This window comes from Paeniglutamicibacter sp. MACA_103 (assembly GCF_045798555.1).
Classification (GTDB): domain Bacteria; phylum Actinomycetota; class Actinomycetes; order Actinomycetales; family Micrococcaceae; genus Paeniglutamicibacter.
Genome location: NZ_JBIXLN010000009.1, coordinates 18,675 through 38,258 on the forward strand (window position 1 = coordinate 18,675; position 19,584 = coordinate 38,258).

Annotated in this window: 14 protein-coding genes; 6 read left to right on the top strand and 8 right to left on the bottom strand. The window is 63.0% G+C overall.

Annotation, left to right across the window (positions count from 1 at the left end; genetic code table 11):
* Positions 1-266: 266 nt before the first annotated feature.
* The 3 genes from ACIPVK_RS06025 to ACIPVK_RS06035 form a co-directional block, all read right to left on the bottom strand.
* Positions 267-1,607 carry an MFS transporter gene (locus ACIPVK_RS06025; RefSeq protein ID WP_407611056.1) on the bottom strand — a complete coding sequence of 447 codons (1,341 nt, stop codon included), beginning with the start codon at positions 1,605-1,607 and terminating at the stop codon, positions 267-269.
* 73 nt (positions 1,608-1,680) lie between these two features.
* Complete coding sequence (locus tag ACIPVK_RS06030) at positions 1,681-2,931, bottom strand: dihydrolipoamide acetyltransferase family protein (RefSeq protein ID WP_407611057.1); 1,251 nt, start codon at positions 2,929-2,931, stop codon at positions 1,681-1,683.
* Between the two features lie 29 nt (positions 2,932-2,960).
* Positions 2,961-5,168 carry a thiamine pyrophosphate-dependent enzyme gene (locus ACIPVK_RS06035; protein ID WP_407611058.1) on the bottom strand — a complete coding sequence of 736 codons (2,208 nt, stop codon included), beginning with the start codon at positions 5,166-5,168 and terminating at the stop codon, positions 2,961-2,963.
* Positions 5,169-5,386: 218 nt separating this feature from the next.
* Between ACIPVK_RS06035 and ACIPVK_RS06040 the strand changes: the two genes are divergently transcribed.
* The 3 genes from ACIPVK_RS06040 (at position 5,387) to ACIPVK_RS06050 (ending at position 7,645) form a co-directional block, all read left to right on the top strand.
* Positions 5,387-6,157: an SDR family NAD(P)-dependent oxidoreductase gene (locus ACIPVK_RS06040; protein WP_407611059.1), complete on the top strand. Its 771-nt coding sequence runs from the start codon at positions 5,387-5,389 to the stop codon at positions 6,155-6,157.
* Entirely contained in the window at positions 6,154-6,906 is a 753-nt protein-coding gene (locus ACIPVK_RS06045) for an SDR family NAD(P)-dependent oxidoreductase (RefSeq protein ID WP_407611060.1), read from the top strand. Before ACIPVK_RS06040 ends, ACIPVK_RS06045 begins: the two co-directional genes overlap by 4 nt.
* An 85-nt stretch (positions 6,907-6,991) precedes the next feature.
* Positions 6,992-7,645, top strand: coding sequence for a GntR family transcriptional regulator (locus tag ACIPVK_RS06050; protein ID WP_407611061.1), 654 nt, complete (start codon positions 6,992-6,994; stop codon positions 7,643-7,645).
* A 499-nt stretch (positions 7,646-8,144) separates the two neighbouring features.
* Here the strand turns inward: ACIPVK_RS06050 and ACIPVK_RS06055 are convergent, their stop codons facing one another.
* The 3 genes from ACIPVK_RS06055 to ACIPVK_RS06065 form a co-directional block, all read right to left on the bottom strand.
* Positions 8,145-9,332: an MFS transporter gene (locus ACIPVK_RS06055; RefSeq protein ID WP_407611062.1), complete on the bottom strand. Its 1,188-nt coding sequence runs from the start codon at positions 9,330-9,332 to the stop codon at positions 8,145-8,147.
* 47 nt (positions 9,333-9,379) lie between these two features.
* Positions 9,380-11,086 carry an amidohydrolase gene (locus ACIPVK_RS06060; RefSeq protein ID WP_407611063.1) on the bottom strand — a complete coding sequence of 569 codons (1,707 nt, stop codon included), beginning with the start codon at positions 11,084-11,086 and terminating at the stop codon, positions 9,380-9,382.
* Between the two features lie 126 nt (positions 11,087-11,212).
* Positions 11,213-11,986, bottom strand: a complete 774-nt coding sequence (locus tag ACIPVK_RS06065) for an SDR family NAD(P)-dependent oxidoreductase (protein ID WP_407611064.1) — start codon at positions 11,984-11,986, stop codon at positions 11,213-11,215.
* Positions 11,987-12,202: 216 nt separating this feature from the next.
* Here ACIPVK_RS06065 and ACIPVK_RS06070 point away from each other — a divergent pair, with 216 nt between their 5' ends.
* From ACIPVK_RS06070 to ACIPVK_RS06080, 3 genes are all read left to right on the top strand, one after another.
* Positions 12,203-14,521, top strand: a complete 2,319-nt coding sequence (locus ACIPVK_RS06070) for an aminotransferase class III-fold pyridoxal phosphate-dependent enzyme (protein ID WP_407611065.1) — start codon at positions 12,203-12,205, stop codon at positions 14,519-14,521.
* On the top strand, positions 14,518-15,180 hold the full coding sequence (locus ACIPVK_RS06075) for a TetR/AcrR family transcriptional regulator (RefSeq protein WP_407611066.1): 663 nt from the start codon (positions 14,518-14,520) through the stop codon (positions 15,178-15,180). Before ACIPVK_RS06070 ends, ACIPVK_RS06075 begins: the two co-directional genes overlap by 4 nt.
* Positions 15,181-15,551: 371 nt before the next feature.
* Entirely contained in the window at positions 15,552-17,015 is a 1,464-nt protein-coding gene (locus ACIPVK_RS06080) for an amino acid permease (RefSeq protein ID WP_407611067.1), read from the top strand.
* Between the two features lie 451 nt (positions 17,016-17,466).
* On the opposite strand, the gene ACIPVK_RS06085 is transcribed toward ACIPVK_RS06080, so the two are convergent.
* Together ACIPVK_RS06085 and ACIPVK_RS06090 are read right to left on the bottom strand one after the other, a co-directional pair.
* Entirely contained in the window at positions 17,467-18,630 is a 1,164-nt protein-coding gene (locus ACIPVK_RS06085; RefSeq protein WP_407611068.1) for an ATP/GTP-binding protein, read from the bottom strand.
* Between the two features lie 163 nt (positions 18,631-18,793).
* Positions 18,794-19,336: a hypothetical protein gene (locus tag ACIPVK_RS06090; RefSeq protein ID WP_407611069.1), complete on the bottom strand. Its 543-nt coding sequence runs from the start codon at positions 19,334-19,336 to the stop codon at positions 18,794-18,796.
* Between the last annotated feature and the right edge of the window lie 248 nt (positions 19,337-19,584).

Below are 19,584 nucleotides of genomic sequence, written 5' to 3' on the forward strand. Positions count from 1 at the left end.
TCCCGGGTCCTTTCGTTGAGACCGACATGTTGTCCTGAGACCTAGTCTTCTTCACTTGGGCAGCAACAGCGCGCTTTCGGGAAGCTGCGTTCGCGCCCCATGGACCATTTCTTCACCTGGCCTTCCGGCATTCCAGGGCGGGCACCAAAGCATCCCCGGAGTCTGGCTGACACCGCCAGGGCACGGAAAAGCGGACCTTTCCTGTCGTTCCGAAGGAAGGGTCCGCTTGATTTTCCGGTGGAGGCTCTCCCCCGTTTCGCCAGGGCCTATGCGTCTTGCAGGCGCTTCTTTTCACTCTCCGCCCGGGCCTGCTTTGGGTCCAGTTGCAGGAAGCAGGCCGCAACAACAGCCAACAGCAGCAGGCCGATGGCGAACCACAGACCACCCAGCCCGCTGCCGGTGCTGGATTCCACCGCACCCATGATGGTCGGTCCGAAGAACCCGCCGGTGATGCCAATGGTGTTCATCAGGGCCAGTCCGGAGGCCAGGGTCACACCGTCCAGCCGGGTGCCGGGCACCGAGAACATGATCGGCTGGACCACGAACCAGAACAGGCCGGCCAACGCGAAGCCGACCAGGCTTAGCACGGAGCCGCCCAGCACACCGATGGTGGTTCCGGCACTCATCGCGATCAGACCAATGATCACGAAGTTCTTGCTCTTCTTCGGGGTGTTGGCACGCGGGGTGATGAATAGTGCGCCAAGGGCACCGAAAAGCCACGGGACCGCAGCCAGGGAACCCACAAGCCACGGTGCCATGTCATTGGACTTGGCGATGACGCTGGGCAGGAAGTAGGTGACGGAGTACAGGGAGACTTGGTGGGCGAGGTTGATGAAGATCGCCAGCATGACCGTGCGGTCCTTGAAGATCTGGAAGAACGAGTGCGTGCCGGAGGCCCCCAGCGACTCGGCCTGTTCTGCCGCGAGGCGGCTTTCCAGTTCGGAGGCTTGCTCGGCCGTGAGCCATTTGGCGTCGGTGGGTCGGTTCGGCAAGTGCTTCCAAACCACGAAGGCCAGCAGCACGGCTGGGATGCCTTCGATCATGAACATCCACTGCCAGCCGTGCCAGCCGCCGATACCATCCATTTCCAGTAGCAGGCCACCCAGCGGGGCGCCGGCAACGACGGCAATGCAGGCACCGATCAGGAAGTAGCCGTTGGCCTTCGCTCGTACATCGCGCCCGAACCAGTAGGTCAGGTAGAGCATCACGCCCGGAAATAGTCCCGCCTCGGCGGCGCCCAGCAGGATCCGCATCACGTAGAAGGAAATGTCATTGACCACAAACGCCATGCAGGCCGAAAGCACGCCCCAGGTAATCATGATGCGGGTGATCCAGAAGCGGGCGCCAACCTTGTGCATGATCAGGTTGCTGGGGATTTCCAATGCCGCGTAGGCCAGGAAAAAGAGCCCGGCACCGAGCCCGTAGGCTGCGGCGCTGATACCCAGGTCGATCTCCATGCGGTCCTTGGCCATGCCGATATTGGTTCGGTCCAGGAACGAGATGATGTATGCGAGTATCAACAACGGCATGAGTTTGCGGAAGTTGAGCTTGTTCATGGCTGCCACATAGGCCGGGTTGCCGGGCTTCAGCGAAGCGAGTGCTTTCATAGCTGTCCTTATGTCTGGTGCAGGGTGGCGACCATGCACACACGATTTTAGTGGGTAGGTGGGAGGGTGTGCGTTACAGCAGGATCGAGAGCGGATGTTCGATCCGCTCCTTGAACACGCCCATGAGCCGCGCGGCGACGGCGCCGTCGATGACGCGGTGGTCGGCCGACAGCGTGCACGTCATGACCGTGGCCACGGACAGCTCGCCGTCCGTCACCACGGGACGCGGTTCCGCAGCCCCGACGGCAAGGATCCCGGCCTGCGGCGGGTTCAGGATCGCGGAGAACTCCTTGGTGCCGAACATTCCGAGGTTCGAGACGGTGAAGGTTCCTCCGGCCAATTCCTCCGGTCGGATCTTGCCGGTTTGGGCGCGCAGCGCGTAGTCGGCGATCGTGGCAGAAAGTTCGGTGATCGAAGTGCTCTCAACGTGGCGTGCGATAGGCGTCAACAGCCCGGTCTCGGTCGCGATGGCCACCGAGATGTCGGCATGCCGGTGGCGAATGATCGCGTCCCCGTCCCAGGTGGCGTTCGCCTCGGGCACCTCGCTGAGGGCCAATGCCATCGCACGGACGACCAGGTCGTTGACCGTGATCTTGCGTGGTGCCCCTGCATTGATCTGCTTGCGAAGTCCCAGCAGCTCGTCCATGCGTACATCAACGGTGAGGTAGAAGTGCGGCACGGTGGTCTTGGATTCGGTCAGGCGCCGGGCAATGACCTGCCGCATACGGGTCAATTCGATGCGTTCGGTGCCCTCCGTCAGGGTATCGGGCTCCACTGCCGGCCGTTCGGGGGCCGGAAGCACCGTCTCGGGGGCGGTGCCCGCGGCGGCGGCTTCGACATCTTGGCGCAGGATGCGGCCGGACGGACCGGTTCCCACGAGCAGGCTAAGGTCCACTTCGAGCTCACGGGCCAGGCGGCGGGCCAACGGGGAGCTGAAAACCCGCCCGGCCGGTGCCCGATCCACGGGAATCGAGGGAGCCTGGGGAGCCGGGGCGGACGCAACAGGACCCGGTGCGCTGGCCGGGGCAGGCTCCGGCGCTGCGCCGGCGGCGGCCAACAACGCATCAATTGCCGCTTCGCCTTCACCTTCCGAGGCAATGACGGCGATCGGCGTGCCGACTTCGACGTTGATCCCGGGGTCGACCAGGAGGCGGGCCACTACACCGGCGGCATCGGCTTCCATTTCCACCGTGGCTTTTTCCGTCTCGACCTCGGCCAGTGGCTCGCCGATCCCTACTGTTTGGCCGACGGATTTGAGCCAGGCGGCGAGGAACGCCGAGTCGGCGTCGGCCACGATGGCCGGCATCTTCACAAGGGTTGCCATAAGAGCTGTTTCTCCAGTTCCGAGGGGGCCTAGCGGCCCAGGTTGGTGGCGGCGGTTGCCAGAGCTGCGTTGATTTCTTCGCGGCCGGTGAAGGCGGCGCGTTCCAGCACCTTGGAGATGCTCGGCGAGGACTCGGCACCTGTCACCCGCTGGACCGGGGAGTCGAGGTAGTCGAAGTAGCGGCGCTGGATCTCGTCGGAGAGCCAGTCCCCATAGGAGGTTCCCCGGGCGCCCTGTTCGACGATGAGCACGTTGTTGGTCTTCTTGATGCTCGTTCCGATGGTGTCCCAGTCGATGGATGCCCGGTCCAGCCAGCGCAGGTCGATGACCTCGGTGTCCAGCCGGGAGTCCTCGGCGGCAGCCAGCGCCGGAGCGACCATGGCCAGGTAGGTCAGCACGGTGATTTCGCTGCCTTCCCGGCGCACGGCGGCCCTGCCCAGTTCCAGCTGGTGGTCGAAGTCGGAGACCGGGGCCGTCCCAGTGGAGGAATAGAGGTCCACATGTTCGATGATGACCACCGGGTCGTTCAGGGCCAGCGCGGTGTTCATGGCCCCGACGTAGTCGAAGGGCGTTGAAGGGGCAACGATGAGCCACCCGGGCTGGGTCGCGAACACCCCGGCCGGATCCATCGAGTGCTGGGATCCGTACCCCGTGCCCATGGCCACCTTTGAGCGCAAGACCACCGGCATGGTTCCCTGGTCTCCGAACATGTGGCGGGACTTGCCGATCTGGTTGAACAGCTGATCTGCGGCAACCCACATGAAGTCGGCATACATGAACTCGATCACGGGCTTGTAACGCCCGTCCATGGCCATGCCGCCGGCAAGCCCGGTGAACGCATTCTCCGCGATGGGTGTTCCCAGCACCCGGTCCGGATGGGCGTCGAACAAACCCCGGGTGGCGCCGTTGGTGCCGCCCTTGAGCCGGTGCACGTCTTCGCCCAGGACCACGATAGATTCGTCTGCATCCATCCTCGCGCCCATGACGTCGGCGACCGCGTCGATGAAGCGGCGTTCGGCCAGCTCCCCGGTGAAGGTCTCTGCCTCGGCGGTGAGGGCGCCGGCCAATTCGCTTCCGTTGCCGCGGATTCCCACATCCACAAAGGATGGGTCGGGCCATAACTCGGGCCGGATACGTCGGCGTTCCCTTGCCGCGTCCGGGTCCCGTTCGGTCAATGCCGCCACGGCCTTGGCGCAGGCGGCGTCGATCACAGCGGTCATCGCGGAGATCGCTTCCTGGTCCATCAGTCCACGGCGCAGCAGTTCCCCGGCCACGCGCAAGATCGGGTCACGTTCACGCCACGCCTTTTCCTCCTCCTTTGACCGGTAGCCAAAGGCGCTTCCGGGGAACGGGCCGTTCTGGTGGAAGAAGCGGTAGACCTCGGCCTCGATAAGCGCCGGGCCATTGCCGGCGCGCATGTGCTCGGCGGCCTGTTTGGTGGCCAGATACACGGCCAGCGGATCCATGCCGTCCACACGCCAGGAGCGGATTCCAAAGCCCGGTCCGCGGCCGGAAAGCCGCGATTCACCGGTGACATCGGCGACGTGGGTGGAGACCGCGTAAAGATTGTTTTCAATGAAGAAAAGCAGTGGCAGTTTCCAGGCGGCGGCAAGATTCATGGTTTCCAGCGAAGAGCCGATATTCGTGGCCCCATCGCCGAAGTAGGTTGCCGTAAGGTCACTGGAGCCGGCCCCTGCGTCCGCGTGGCGCTGCGCCCAGGCGTTGCCCGCGGCCAGCGGGACTCCACCACCGACGATCGCGTTGGTTCCCAGGGCACCCGCTTCCAGCCACTGCAGGTGCATGGAACCGCCGCGGCCGCGACTGAAACCTTGCTCCAGTCCGAGGATTTCGGCCAACGTGCGCTGGAGCAGTTTCTGCAGTTCCGGAGAAACGGGCTTTTTCGGATCCATGCGGCCGCCGTCTTCGCGGGCCAGGTAGGCCATCGCCTTGGCCAGGAACTGGTGGTGTCCGCGGTGCGTGCCGTTGACCCCGTCGCCCGGGCGCATGTCGATGGCAGAGCCCACGGCCCCGCCTTCCTGGCCAATGCTCGAGTGGGCCGGTCCGTGGACCAGGCCGGCACCGGCGAGATCCAGCACCGCCTCTTCGAAGGACCTGATCACCTGCATCTGCACCAGCATGGTGCTCAGCAGCCCGGGATCGGCGGCGTCCCAGTCCGCCGCCGTGGTCGAAAGTTCAACCCAATCCACATTCGGGGTCAGTGGGCGTTCTTCTGGCATGGTGATTTCTCCGCTGGGTTTTGCCCGCCGGCACCGGCAGGTCTGATTCGTCAAGACGTGATGTCCGTCTCGGTGGTCCAATGTATCCACAGATTGGATCCAATGCAAGCCAAAAAGACATCGAACTCACATTTTTGTGTAAGAATAATTAGCGAATGGATCCAAACATTGAGTCAGGGTCCGCCATCCCATCCGCTTTTCGGCAGGAGTTAACAACCATGGCATCCCCTCCAGCAACCGCACCCGTAGCGGTGGTAACCGGCGGCGGCGCAGGCATCGGCCTGGCTTTCGCCGAACGTTGGATCGACGGTGGCGGACGCGTCGTGCTGCTCGATGTATCCCCCGTCCACCTTCGGTCCGCGGTCGACCGGCTCGGGCCGGAGCATGCGCGGGCCATCGAAGTCGATGTCACCAACGACCGGGAAGTCGTGGCCGCCTTCGGCTCAATCGCTGACACCGAAGGGTCGCTCGATGCCCTGGTGAACTCCGCCGGGCTCTCTCGCCCGGCGCCCAGCCACCAGGTCGACCCCGCATCGTTCAACCGGGTTCTGGACATCAATCTCACCGGCACCCTGCGCGCCTGCCAACAGGCATTCCCACTGCTCGCGGCCTCGCCGCACGGGGCCATAGTCAACCTTGCCTCGGTCGCCGCGCACTCGGGCATGCCCGGGCGGGCCAGCTACACCACTTCCAAGGCCGGTGTCGGCGGGCTGACCCGTACATTGGCCGTGGAATGGGCACCCCACGGCATCCGCGTCAACGCCGTGGGACCCGGCTACGTCCGCACGAACCTGACCGACACTCAAATCGAGTCGGGGCTGCTGGATTCGGCCCCCATCGAAAAGCGCACCCCGCTGGGCCGATTTGCCGAGCCACAAGAAATCGCCGAGGTCATCAACTTCCTCGCATCCCCTGCCGCCTCATACGTCACAGGTCATCTGATGATGGTCGACGGCGGCCTGACCATCGACGGGAACTGGTACGAATGAGCACCCCAACCTACGACTTCGCCAACAAGACGGTCCTGATCACCGGGGCGACCGGCGGCATCGGCCGTGAGATCTGCCGCCTGTTCGCCGATTCCGCGGCCAATCTGGTCTTGCTGGACCTGGCCCCGGGGCCACTGGCCGCGCTGGCAATGGAACTCGGCGCCCCGGAGCGCGTGGCAACACTGGCCGGAAACGCCTCCGAGCAATCGACCATCGATGAGGCCTTGTCCCTGGCAGCGGAACGTTTCGGCGCGGTGGACGTGCTGGTGCCGGTGGCTGGAATCTACCCGGAGTCCGCCGTCACCGAAACCAGCGATGAGCTGTGGCGCCAAGTCATGGACATCAATCTGGACGGGATCTTCCGGCTACTGCGGTCCGCGGCCCCAGTGATGAACGACGGCGGCTCCATCGTGAACTTCGCTTCCGTGGCAGGGCACCGCGGCAGCAAGAACCACGCGCACTACGCGGCGAGTAAGGCCGGAGTCATCGCCCTGACCCGTTCCCTCGCCCATGAACTTGGGCATCGAAACATCCGCGTCAACGCGGTTTCCCCGGGCACGATTTCCACTCCGATGGTCCAGGCCCTGGTGGCCGAACGCGGCGAATCAATGCTCGATGGGACCCCGCTGCACCGATTCGGCCGCGCCGAAGAGGTCGCCCAAGCCGCCGTGTTCCTGGCCAGCGAAGGTGCAAGTTTCATCAACGGGGAGACCCTTCACGTCAACGGCGGCCTTTTCATGGCTGGCTGATGCCGCCGGCGGGAGGCCGCAATTCAGCCCGAACGCCTCCCACGCCATATGATGAATCCGGATCAGACGAGAATGAGGTCATTTGTTGAAAAAGTCCGCTAGCCTGCGCATTGCGGCGGCACTGCGCCAGGAAATCCTGGATGGCACGCGCAAACCCGGCGAACGCATCTTGCAGGAACTGTTGGCCGAGGAATTCGGTGCCAGCCGTCTGCCGGTGCGAGAAGCCCTGCGCATGCTCGAATCGGATGGACTAGTCACCTTGGTGGCCAACACCGGCGCATGGGTCACCGCCATGGACTTGGCCGAATGCACCGAAACGTACCTGATCCGCGAACGACTCGATTCACTTTTGCTCTCACGCGCCGTTGCCAAGTACACCGAAGCGGATATTGCCCATCTTCAACGGCTTCTGCAGGCCATTGAGGACGCAACGGATGTGACTGGTTATCTGGCTGCCGACCGCGAATTCCATTTGGAAAGCTACAAACCTGCGCACATGGACAACCTCTATTCCATGGTGAAACGCATGTGGGACACCACCGAGCACTACCGCCGCGCATACTCCCAAATCATCGGCTGGGAGGGGCTGCAAATCACCCATTCGGAGCACAAGCTTCTCTTCGAGGCCTTCAAGCATCGGGACGCCGAGGACGCCGAACGCCTGATGTTCTCGCATCTCCGCCGCACCCGACTGGAACTGGCCCGCCACCCCGAAGTCTTTGAACCCCCGGCCAGCTGATACTTGTTCAAGCAGGGCGGCCGTCTGTCACGCTCCGTGGCGAACAACTCCCTGAAGCATATTCTGCATGGTTACGATAAGTGGTCCGCAACGAAAACGTATCCGAGGTAGCCTGTGGAAACCATCGCAGCACGGCATCGCCGGCTTCTTGCCTGCGCCAGCAGGTACTTGAGGACGGATCGCACCCTTGGGCGGACGTTTCATGTCCAAACACCGCGTCACCGCGGCGGGCCGAGGACATTGTTCCGGGTTCACCAGGTGTCGTACGGGTAGGGGCTGGCCGGCGGCCCGGTCGGCCTCATCAACCTCCGGAAGACACCGATTGGCTTTCCCACGTGCAGCACCGGTCCGGCGCTGCACGGCCCTGAATCCCGCTTGGACTTTCCCGCGCGCTCAGGCCTCGCCATCACCTTCGGGCGATTCGAACTGGTTGCCGCCTGATCCTGTTCAACATCGCCCGTGGGTACCTCTTGCGACAGCGAACCACCGGTTGGGTGGGTCAGGCGTTCTTTCGCTGGATGGCCGTCACCGCTGCCATGGATAGCAGCAAGCCCACCAGGGCCACGGCTAGAAGCCCGTTGAATCCCACGCTGGACTCGATCAGTGTGCCACCCAGCACCGGGCCGATGGCAAACCCCGTACCGATGACCAAGTTGACGGCGATCATGATGTTTCCGCTGCCCAAATCCGACAAGGTCGAGAGCAGATAGGGCAGGATGAACGTCCAGGCGAACTTGAAGATGACAGCGGCCATGGCAAACCGGATGAGTCCCGGGGTGCCGAACAAGAGGCCAACGCTCAAACCCATCCCCAGGTAACCGACGAGCAGGAATGACCGACGCCGCGGGGACTCGCCGAGAATGGTCGCTACCAATGCGGAGGCGATTCCCGCCACGGTTGCGAGGGAAAGCACCAGGCTGGAGGCGGACAGCCCGATGCCGGCGGCGGCGGAGATCTGCGCGATGAACGTCCATACGCCGGAGAGCGCAACGTAGAACAGCAAGACGGCGGCCAGGCCCAGGGCCAACCGGATCGCCGGGGCCTTGGCCTTGGGCTCTGCGGTGACTGTCCCGCCTTCTGCTGCCATTTCCGTTCGAGGTGTGGTCCGCAGGGCGTCGCCCTCGATGCACCGAACGGCCAGCAGGCAAAGTGCGGCCAGTACCGCCAGGGTCCAGTAGATGGCCGAGACCCCGGTGGAGGCAAACACCAGCGGGAACAGCGCCAAGATCAACGCACCCATCGCCAGCTGGGCGACCACAAAGACCCCGAAGGCCCGGCTCGGGTTCGAAGCCTTGCCGCTGAGTGCCAAGAGGATGACCATGATCGACCCGGAGGCGAGCGAAGTGACGAACCGGGCAGCCATCAGGGTCGCAAAGCTATCCATGAGGCCCGAAGCAATATTCCCCGCGATGACCAAACTCGTAAACAAATACGTGGCCGTGCGCAGGTTCATCCTCCGCATCCACAGGTATGCCGGCAATGATGCCAGGCTGAAGGATGCAAGTTCCAAGGAGAACAGGGAGCCAAGCTCCATGGGTGTCACGCCGTAGCGCTCGACCAGCTTGCCGGCGATGACCGGGGCTATGAGCAGAACCGTGTTGAGTACGGCCGAAAAGACGCCGATGTAGATGTAGATGCCTCGGTCGGCCTTCGCTTGCAGGCCAACACTTGCGAGTGATGTTGCCATGATCTTGTCCTATTTTCGTGAGGGGCGTTTGGGGTCGATATCGAGGTTCACTTCAAAACCAGGGAATTGGCCTCGGCATCATCGGGGGCCAAGGTGGCGTGGTCGTAGACTTTTCGTCCTTCAAAGAACGTCTGCTTGACCTGGGTCCGGTGGATCTCCCCCGGGGCGATGGCGAAGAGGTCCTGGTCCACCACGATGAAGTCGGCGGACAACCCGGGACGGATCATCCCCGTTGTATCGGCCAGTCCCATGGCCGCTGCCGGGTTGCGGGTGAAGGCCGCGATTGCGTCCGCAACGCTGATTCTTTGGGTTTCATTCAGCACGCCCTCGATGCTCGGGTCCGGGTGGCGCCTGGTGACAAGGGTTTCAAGTCCGACCCACGGATCCGGGGTTGGAAGTGCGCACGGCCAATCCGAACCGGCGGCCAGAATGGCGCCGGCCTCAATCAAGTCCTTGGTGGGCCAGCTGCTGTTGACGGTGTCTTCCGGGATCTGCTTGGCGACGCTGTTCTGGATCACCGAGGGATACCAGATGTAGGGAGAGGCATCCGCCACCACCTGCAACTCCGCGAACCGGCCAATATCCTCGGGCGCGATGAACTCCACATGGGCGATCTGGAAAATCGGGCCGAAACCGTGCCGGCGGCGAACCTCTGCCACGGCATCCAGCGCCAGGCGTACCGCGGCATCACCCGTGGCGTGCAACTTGCCGCCGTAACCGCGCCGATAGCAGAGTTCGAGAGTCTCCACCAGGTCGTCCAGGTTCCACAAGGGGGAACCGACGAAGTCGGAATCGTCGTGGCCGTGGTGGCAGATGTACGGTCGCAGCATGGCGGAGGTACGGGTCATGGGGATGCCGTCGAGAACAAACTTCACGAAGTCCGGGCGCACATGGGTGCTGCGGTGGGCATCGGCAATGTCGAAAAGCTCCTCCCCCACCACTCCGGCTTCAATGAAGTCGCGTGCGGGCATGGAACCGACCACCCAGGCCGTGACCTTGTCCTCGCCTTCCAGCGCCTTGAGCGCTTTCCATGAATACGCCATGGTTGCGGCGTCCTGCACCGAGGTGATGCCATATGAATTAAGCGTGCGCAGCGCGGTCTGCAGCGAGACCTTGTTGCGTGCCTCGGGATCTGCCACGGCCTCATCTGCCGCCGCTTCCGCAACAGCCGACGCAAGTTCCTGAAGTACGCCGGTCAGGGTCCCGGATTCATCCCGCACATAGGTTCCGCCCTCGGGATCCGGCGTCTGCGGACCAACGCCCATCAATTCAAGTGCCCGCGAATTGACCCATCGGTTGTGCATGGAGTCATCCCGGAGCAGCACCGGCCGGCCTCCCGCTGCGGCATCGAGTTCCGCCAGGTCGGCGGTGTTGCCGACCTCGTCCATGATGGTGGCGCCGACGATTCCGCCGGTGATCCACTGGTCCGCGCCTAACTTTGCGCCCCAGGTTCGGACCTTTTCAAAGATGGCTTCCTTTGAATCCGTGGGAAGAATCGGCAGGTCCCATGCGGCCTGTCCTCCCCCGAGCCCCAGGTGCGAGTGCCCGTCGCTGAATCCCGGCAGGACAAGTTCACCATCGAGCTCGAGGATTTCCGTGTGGCGACCCGCTAGTGCCTGGACCTCGTGCGCGGTGCCGACGGCGATGATTCTTCCGTCCGCAATGGCGAAGGCCTCGGCCCACTCGCGCGTGGGGTCGCTGGTATAGATCTTGCCGCCGGTGACGATCAAATCGGCGTACGGGAATTCTGTCATGGTAACTCCTCGTTGTGTCTTGTTTGCTGATTCATCCATGCCGTGAGGCATTGCTTGATTCGGGCCGGAGGGACAGCTGGATGCCCGGTTTGGCAACGTTCACGACCAAAGGTCCAGCGGTGTTGTTCAGGCGGGGAACGACGAGCGGCCGGCGTACCCGAAATCGGACAGCAGGTTCACGCCGTTGATGGCACGCGAGTGCGCAGAGGCCAGGTAGCCCACGGTCCAGGCGATGTCCGCTCCGCTCTGAACGGGGTAGCCGGCGTCGTCAAAGGAATCCATACCCAGTCCCCTCCGTGCCATGGGCGTGTCAACGATCGACGGGCAAACGCTGTTGACCCGGATTCCGTGGGCGTCAAAGAGCTCAACGGCCAGTGCCCGCGTCAGCTGCACCAGGGCTCCCTTGGATGCGTTGTACGCCAGCATGCCGGGCACCGAAACGAAGCCCGAATCGGACCCCACGATCACGACGCTGGCCGAGGCGGACAGCTTCAGGTGCGGCAAGGCGTGTTTGACGGCCAGGAACGTCCCAACCACGTTGACGTCGAGCACTTCGCGGAACGATGCCGCCGTGATTTCCTCGCACGCGGTGCCCATTTCTCCGTCGGTTCCGGCCGAGGCGACGACGAGGTCGATGCCGCCGAGTTGTTCGGCGAGCGCCTCGAACGCCGCGTGAACCTCGCCTTCATCACTCACGTCCGCTCGTGCCACGGCCAGCTGGTGCGGCGATGTCGGCGCCAATTCCTTCGCGGCATGCTCCAGTTTCGCCAGGTCGCGCCCGATGATGCCGACGCTGGCCGAATTGTCGAGGAAGTACCTTGCCACGGCCAGTCCGATGCCGGAGGAACCGCCGGTGATCACCACCCGCTGCGGCATGCCCAAGTGGTCAGGTGCGTTCATGGTCTCCAGGTTTCCTCTCGGTCCGTCCAGGGCGCCGTCCCGGTCTGAACGGCGTGAAGCGAATCTACAGATGTGACGCAGGCCATGTGAATAGCGTTCCGAATAGTAGAATCGGATTCTGGAAACCAGAACGCTATTCCGCCCCGGGCCTTGCACTGCGAGTATTGGTTCCAGATTCCAAGTCCAGTCCGAGAGGACACCGTTGAAAGGACCCCCATGTCCAAGCTGTCCCGCGAAGAGGCGCTTTCACTGGCCCGGCGTGCCCTGCCGTCCTTCGCCATCGCAGGCGATGCGGAAATCGCGTTTGTGAAGCACCGGGAGAACGTCGTATTCCGTGTTGCGGATCCCCGAGGGTGCTATGCGCTGCGGATCCATCGCCACGGGCACCGCACCGATGAGCAGGTGCGGACGGAGAATGCGTATGTGGTTGCCCTGCATGAAACGGGCTTCCCCGTCCCTGAAATCATTCGTTCCCGGGACGGGGACCTGTTTGCCGTCGTACGGGACGACCAGGGCACGGCTCATCAAGTCGATGTCCAGTGGTGGGTCCAGGACTCGACTCCGCTGGGCAATGCCGACCATGCACTGGTTGGCCAGGACAATCCCGACGTCGGGATCTTTGAACAACTCGGGGATCTCTGCGGACGCTTCCACCGGGTCTCCCGACAGATCGGTCGAATCCACGGCTATTCGCGTGACCCCTGGGATGCCGACGCGCTGGTGGGTCCGTCCCCGCTCTGGGGGGATCCACGCGGGCTGGCCGGTTCCGCCGCGGACCGCGCCCTGATCGAATCGGCCATGGACTCGATTCGCCGGGTGCTGGCAAACCTCGGTACCGGCTCCGAGGTCTATGGAGTGATCCATTCCGACTTCAGCCCGGAGAATGTCCTCACCGTACGGGGCGACCTCACGCTGATCGACTTCGACGACTTCGGTGAGGGCTGGTGGCTCTTTGACATCGCGACGGTGCTCTTTTGGTACCACCGTCATCCGCGGGCCCAGGAATACAAGGGCGCCCTTCTGGCTGCCTACGAAAGGCACATGGAAATCCCCGAGACCGCACGGGCGGCACTCGATGCGCTCGTTCTCGCCCGGGGGCTCACCTACCTCGGCTGGGCATCCGACCGGCCCGAGGTCGAGACCAGTGCGTTCCTGCGCGCCGAAGCACTCCCTGCCGTTCTGGAGCTTTGCCGCAAGTTCCTCGACGCGTCCACCCATACGAAGGAGACTCCCATGACCGACCGCGACAGCGAGCTGCTCGCTCGACGTGCGAAGACCATCGGCCCCTACTCGCCGCTCTTCTACGACCGGCCCCGACACTTTGTTGCCGGCGAAAGGGTTTGGTTGACGGATGCCGACGGACAGCGGTACCTCGACGCCTACAACAACGTCCCGCAGGTGGGACACGCGAATCCGCGGGTTGCCGACGCGGTTTCCCGACAGCTCAGCACCTACAACGTCCACACCCGCTACCTCAGTGAGCCGGTCATCGACTACGCCGAGGAATTGCTGGCCACCTTTGACGAACCGCTGGACCGGGTGTACTTCACCAATAGCGGTTCGGAGGCCAACGAACTCGCACTGCGCATTGCCCGGCACCGGACGGGCCGCAGCGGCGTGATCGTCACCGACCACAGCTACCACGGCAATACGATCTCCCTTGCCGCACTCACCACCGGGCTACCGGTCTCCGAACCCTTCGGAGAACACGTGCGGGTCATCTCCATCCCGGATCTCGACTCGGAGCAGGCCGCGGATCCGGACCAACTGCTTGGGCGGGCCTTCGCCCAGGTCGACGCCGCCATTGCCTCACTCCAGGAAGACGGACACGGACTTGCGGCCCTGCTGATCGAACCTGCCTTCTCCACGGAGGGGCTGCCCCGCCTGCCGGAGCCTTACCTTGCCGGGCTCACCGAACGCATCCACGCCGCCGGTGGCCTGGTCATCTCCGATGAGGTCCAGGTCGGCCTCGGACGCCTGGGCGATGTCTGGTGGGGACACCAGGCAACCGGAATCAACCCTGATCTGGTTACCTTGGGCAAGCCCCTGGGCAATGGCTACCCCATGGGCGGGGTCATCACCAGCGAGGAAGTGCTGGATGATTTCAGCAGCGCCAACCTGTACTTCAACACGTTCGCGGGAACTCCAGCGGCAGCGGCTTCCGGCCGAGCCGTGCTGGGCGAGATCAAGGATCGAGACCTGGTGTCCCGCACCGGGGACCTTGGCCGCCATGTGGAAGCGCGCCTCGGCGCAATCGCAGCGAAGCACAAGAACGTTGGGGCAGCCAAGGGACGTGGCTTGTTCTTCGGGCTGGCCCTCGTCGATGAGCGGGGCCAAGCCAATGCCCCGTTGGCCAAGAACATTGTCGAGGCGCTGCTGCGCGAGAACATCCTGATCAGCCGAATTGGCCCGCACGACAACGTGCTCAAGATCCGTCCGCCATTGGTCATTGAAAAGAACGAGCTCGATTCTGTCATCGATGCCCTCGAAGCTGCGCTGCATGCCGAGGCTCCGGAAGGGGTGGAACGAGTATGAGCGTGGCAACGGATTCTTCGTCGACCAGTGAAGTGCCGGCGAGCGATGGGCTCGATTCCGCATCGGACGAGCCGGCAATCCCGCTCAGAGCGCGCCAGCAAATGCGGACCCGTCGAGACCTGGTCCGGGCGGTCATTGGGATCATCAGTGTCGGTGGGCTCGACGCGGCAACCATCGAGCGCATCACCAAACGTGCAGGAACCTCGCGCGCCACCTTGTACGCGCACTTCCCTGCGGGCAGAACGGCACTCATCGCCGAAACCTACCAAGTGGTGGGTCACGACCTGATCATCGATGCCGAACGGGACGCCGCGCAGCAGACGGAATGGATCGAGCAGCTCTGTGCCTACCCGCGGGCCATGCTGAAGCTGGCCACCACGAGGGAACTGGGCCTGTTCTACAACGTTTCGGGTCCACAACTGGTTGGCATGCAACGAAGAGGCGTTGGCTCGCAGCGCACCTTGAATGCGCTCGTCGAAGGGCTGGGCCGCGCCCAGGAGGCCGGCGACATTGCACCCCACATTGATGTGGAGGCGATTGCCGCGTTGCTTGTCGGTGCGATTCGCGAGGCCGGAATCGATGCTTCTCGCGATCCTTCGACGGCCGAGCGCCGGCTCACCGCGTTCCGACAACTCCTGGAAGCCATCGCCCGCCGCTGACGTTGCCGTCGGCCGGACATCGACCATCGGACCGGCTGAATCGGCAGCGCCTTCGGTGGTTGCGCAGCCCCAAACGATGTCCTGCCTGCCGGCGGCGTCGAGTGCTGGCTGAACGTCAAGAATGCATGCCTCCGTGTGAAGGGCCCGGCACCAGCATTCACCTCTTGCGCCGCACGAGTGCAAAGGCTGCAGGGCGACACCGTCGCCCCTGCAGCCTTTGCGGCTCCCGATCATGACACTACCTGGTGCCTTCCGAACGATCCGCCTCCGATCTGGGTCTTCATAAATGGCGTCTGGGCTCGCATACTGGGTTGACGAGGCCGCCTCGGTGACGGGGCGGAATGCTGGACACGTCAACCCAGGAGTCCTTCATGAACGCCAAAGACAAATCGCAATCAATCATGCGGCGGAAGCCGATCGAAGAAATCGACGAGGAGAACAAACACAGCGGCCTGCACAGATCCCTCGGGCTCTGGCAACTGACCGCGATCGGCGTCGGCGGCATCATCGGCGTCGGCATCTTCTCCCTCGCCGGCCTGGTGGCCCACGGCAGCGCCACCGAACCCGGCGTCGGCCCCGCCGTCCTGATCTCCTTCCTCATCGCCGGACTGGCCTCCGCCGCCGCGGCACTCTCCTACGCCGAATTCGCCGGCATGATCCCCCGCGCCGGCTCCGCCTACACCTACGGCTACGTGGCCCTCGGAGAAATCATCGGCTGGTTCATCGGCTGGGACCTGCTCCTGGAATACATCGCCATCGTCGCGGTCGTGGCCATCGGCATCTCCGGATACTTCTCCGCCTTCCTCGCCGGCATCGGCATCAACATGCCCGACTGGGCCGCCTCCACCGCCGACGAAGGCAGGGGCGGTGTCGTCAACATCCCCGCCATCGCCGTCTGCATCCTGGTGACGTGGATCCTCTCCCGCGGCACCCGCACCTTCGGACGCTTCGAACTGGTGGCCGTCGCCATCAAGGTCGTGTTGATCCTGTTCATCATCGGGCTGGGCATCTTCTACATCAACACCCAGAACTACGACCCGTTCATGCCCTCCGGATTCGGCCCCGTGGTGGCCGGCGCCGCAACCGTTTTCTTCGCGGTCTTCGGCTACGACGCCATGAGCACCGCGGCCGAGGAATCCACCGACGGCAAGAAGCACATGCCCAAGGCGATCATCTTCTCCCTGGTCATCGCCATGCTGCTCTACGTCGCTGCCACCCTGGTGCTCACCGGCATGCAGAACTACCGGGACATCGACCCCACCGCCGGCTTCGCCTCCGCATTCAACGGCGTCGGGCTTCCGGTCATCGCCACGATCATCTCCGTGTTCGCGGTCCTGTCCATCCTCACCGTGATGCTGACCTTCCTGCTCGGCGTCACCCGCGTCTGGTTCTCCATGAGCCGCGACGGGCTCCTGCCGGGCTGGTTCTCCAAGACCGACCGCCACGGCACCCCGCAGCGCGTCACCTGGATCGCCGGCATCGCCTCCGCCTTCCTGGCCGGCGTCTTCCCCATCAAGGCCGTCGCGGACCTGACCAACATCGGCATCCTGGCAGCCTTCGTGGTGGTCTGCTTCTCCGTCATCGTCTTCCGCTACAAGAAGCCCGACGCCCACCGGACCTTCCGGCTCCCCTTCATGCCGGTCGTCCCGGCGTTCGGTGTGCTGGCCTCCGGGTTCCTGATGCTGCAGCTCCACTGGGAGACGTGGCTAAGGTTCACGGTCTGGCTGGTGGTCGGCCTGGCCATCTACTTCTTCTACGGCCGCAAGCACTCGCTGATGAATCCGGACAGCCCGCGGCACGACGAGCGCGTGGAGGTGCCTCACGGGGACACCTAAGACCTCATTCGTGCCAATTTCGCGCCCCGCGTCGGGGCACTATATTGCTCATTGCATCAGAGCGCCTAGCGGTTCTGAGCGTGCTGGCGAGAGGAATTATGCAGCTGAAGTCACCCGTTAGCCGACGGTGGATTCGGCGACTCCCAGTACCTTTCGAATTGGTCGGCAACCAAAGGCCAGATTGTCCGTCGCCCATCTTCAACGGAGCCAAGCTTACCGGCCAGGGGTGGAAAGACGACGAAATCGTGGGGGATAATTCTGCCCGCTCTGTCTTGCCGACCCAAAGGATCGGGGAAACGAAGTGCCACCTTCGCGCCCAAGCGGCGGCAGACTTCCTGCACGTCCCCGACACCCGAGAAGGCAGCTTCGTATGCCAGGAGTGGATCCTCAATCCCCCCGTCTTTGAGAAACCGGAAACCCCAAGTCCGCCCACGAGTGGCCCAGATGAGGCTCATTTAAGGCTCTTGAGAAAGATTTGATCAGCTTCGCCTTTGTCCAAGTCCATCCGAAAACCGGTCAACGTGGCTGTCATGTAGTCGCTTTTGGCTATCGCTTCGGCGTTGGCCTCCCTGAGCTTGTCCCCGGCCAATTGGGCCGCAGCATCCAAGACTTCCTTCGAGAGAATGAACCCAGCAAGCTTCAGTAGAGCGCCTACTGGGCCAGGCGGATTCAACTGTCTTCCGATCAGCGCGGCGGCCAAAGCTCCTGCACCCCTCAGCAGATTCTCAGCCACTTGGCCAGGGATAATCTTTGCCTTTGCCCACCTGACGTGCCGCTCGAATGGCAATATGGCGGCCAGCGGCAGGATCAACTCCAACCCAACACGCTTAGTCACCTCAATCTCGTCCGCGCCGAACTTCGCTGAGGAAAGCAGCACAAAGTCCTCACCAACTGACAGCGCCGCGCTACCTTCCACTAGCCCAGCTAGCACCTCACGCAATTCATTTATGTCATCGCCGGCCTTCTCAATAAGCAGGTCCCTGAAGTTAAACACGTCAAGGTCGGGCAGCAGATCGGACTTTGACAGGGCCATAATCCAGATACGCGGAAACTCGACGAGAGGTTTGCCTTCGTCCAACAGCTCATCCTTTAGCGACAGAAGTCCATTGCGGAAATTGGACAGCAACGACTTCAGGTACCGGTCCTCCTCTCCGGCGTTATCCAGCAGTCGCTGGCTGTCCACTAGGAGAAGAGCAACATCAGAACCCAGCAAAGACTTGAACGCGTCAACCCTGCGCTGTGCTTCCTCTGGACCGCTCACATCCTCCTCAAACCACTCCCCCGGATAGTCGTGCCAAACTAGGCGCAAGGCGTCGAAAGGTGCGGCCTTCATAGCTTTGGCATCAGAGCCGTCCTTCAGCTTGACTGAGAAAGAGTAGGACGTGGCGGAGAAACGGGTGGGCGCGGGCAGCCGTGCTGAGTTTCTCATACCGAGGTAATTCCGATGCAGGCGATTGCCCTGGCCAGTTTCATCCGCCACGACACGAATCAGACTGTCCTTTAGGTACTGAGGCTCCTGCTTGGATCCGTAGAACGAGGAAATCATGACGGTCTTGCCACTGCCGCTCTCACCGAAAACGGCGATGTGCTGCTCCAGTGCTCTCTTCAATTGCATATTGGAAGCTTACGCGAGTCGACATTCTGCAACCCTTCCACCGCGCCAATCGCAGCGACCGTCATGTCACTGTCCGATTCCTCTCGAGAACCAAGCTACCTCCGATTCCAGTACCCGCCTGGCTTGTCCTTTGCGCGTCAGCCTTGGCTACACATCAGTAACCTCAGCCCTCTGCAGGAAGTGCCGTGTCGACGGCATTCCCTGCCGAGATCTGGCGCTTGACCTGATCAAGCTCTTCTTTGAGCAGGTCAACGGTGGCACGGTAATTTTGGAAGTCCCTCGCTCGGCGCCTGGCCATGGAGATGCTTATGATGGCGGCCACAATAGCAAGCAGCAATGACACCAGCAGGGCCCAGCCTGACGCGGCCAGGAACTCCATCGCTACGGGGAGTACGTTCTTGAATGCCAGAAAATCGTTCCCCACGCCGACCATTCCGTTGAGGGTGGAGTCCAGGGGGCCCAAATACTGTCCCACGATCGGCGTCTCGGCAAACGACGGAGCGCTCAGCGGTAGTTCTCCCCCTGCGGACCAGCGCGAATCACGGAAATGATTCAGGATATGTATCCCGGCAACCGCATTGAGGGCCGCGAAGAGTAGGACGGCCCCAAGCACAGTCCAATGAAGACTGCGCGGACGGAAGCAGCCGAGAAGCACGAAGCCGATGGGCACAGCCCAAGAAAAGATGCGGAATTGGTCGACGCTCACGCTGCCCAGTAGTTCCAAGGTATCCCCAGCCCCTGACAATGGAAATTAAAGCTTGTTACGTTTCCAAGCGAGCCTAACCCAATCACCCCGGGAGTGCCGCGAGGGTTACAGGCGAAAAGCTCCAGCTAGAATCCGCAAGTCGAAAATCCGCGAATTCCAACGTTCGCGGCGGCGATCTGACCAGTGGGCCCTGGCGGGGGTAGGCAGCTGTCGTGTGCCCGCCTAGGGTGGGAAGTGGACGAAAGGAG

What these genes read in the sequence shown, in the direction of transcription:
- ACIPVK_RS06025 (WP_407611056.1), bottom strand. Translation starts at nt 1,607, where the DNA reads ATGAAAGCACTCGCTTCGCTGAAGCCCGGCAACCCGGCCTATGTGGCA.
- ACIPVK_RS06030 (WP_407611057.1), bottom strand. Translation starts at nt 2,931, where the DNA reads ATGGCAACCCTTGTGAAGATGCCGGCCATCGTGGCCGACGCCGACTCG.
- ACIPVK_RS06035 (WP_407611058.1), bottom strand. Translation starts at nt 5,168, where the DNA reads ATGCCAGAAGAACGCCCACTGACCCCGAATGTGGATTGGGTTGAACTT.
- ACIPVK_RS06040 (WP_407611059.1), top strand. Translation starts at nt 5,387, where the DNA reads ATGGCATCCCCTCCAGCAACCGCACCCGTAGCGGTGGTAACCGGCGGC.
- ACIPVK_RS06045 (WP_407611060.1), top strand. Translation starts at nt 6,154, where the DNA reads ATGAGCACCCCAACCTACGACTTCGCCAACAAGACGGTCCTGATCACC.
- ACIPVK_RS06055 (WP_407611062.1), bottom strand. Translation starts at nt 9,332, where the DNA reads ATGGCAACATCACTCGCAAGTGTTGGCCTGCAAGCGAAGGCCGACCGA.
- ACIPVK_RS06060 (WP_407611063.1), bottom strand. Translation starts at nt 11,086, where the DNA reads ATGACAGAATTCCCGTACGCCGATTTGATCGTCACCGGCGGCAAGATC.
- ACIPVK_RS06065 (WP_407611064.1), bottom strand. Translation starts at nt 11,986, where the DNA reads ATGAACGCACCTGACCACTTGGGCATGCCGCAGCGGGTGGTGATCACC.
- ACIPVK_RS06070 (WP_407611065.1), top strand. Translation starts at nt 12,203, where the DNA reads ATGTCCAAGCTGTCCCGCGAAGAGGCGCTTTCACTGGCCCGGCGTGCC.
- ACIPVK_RS06075 (WP_407611066.1), top strand. Translation starts at nt 14,518, where the DNA reads ATGAGCGTGGCAACGGATTCTTCGTCGACCAGTGAAGTGCCGGCGAGC.
- ACIPVK_RS06080 (WP_407611067.1), top strand. Translation starts at nt 15,552, where the DNA reads ATGAACGCCAAAGACAAATCGCAATCAATCATGCGGCGGAAGCCGATC.
- ACIPVK_RS06085 (WP_407611068.1), bottom strand. Translation starts at nt 18,630, where the DNA reads ATGCAATTGAAGAGAGCACTGGAGCAGCACATCGCCGTTTTCGGTGAG.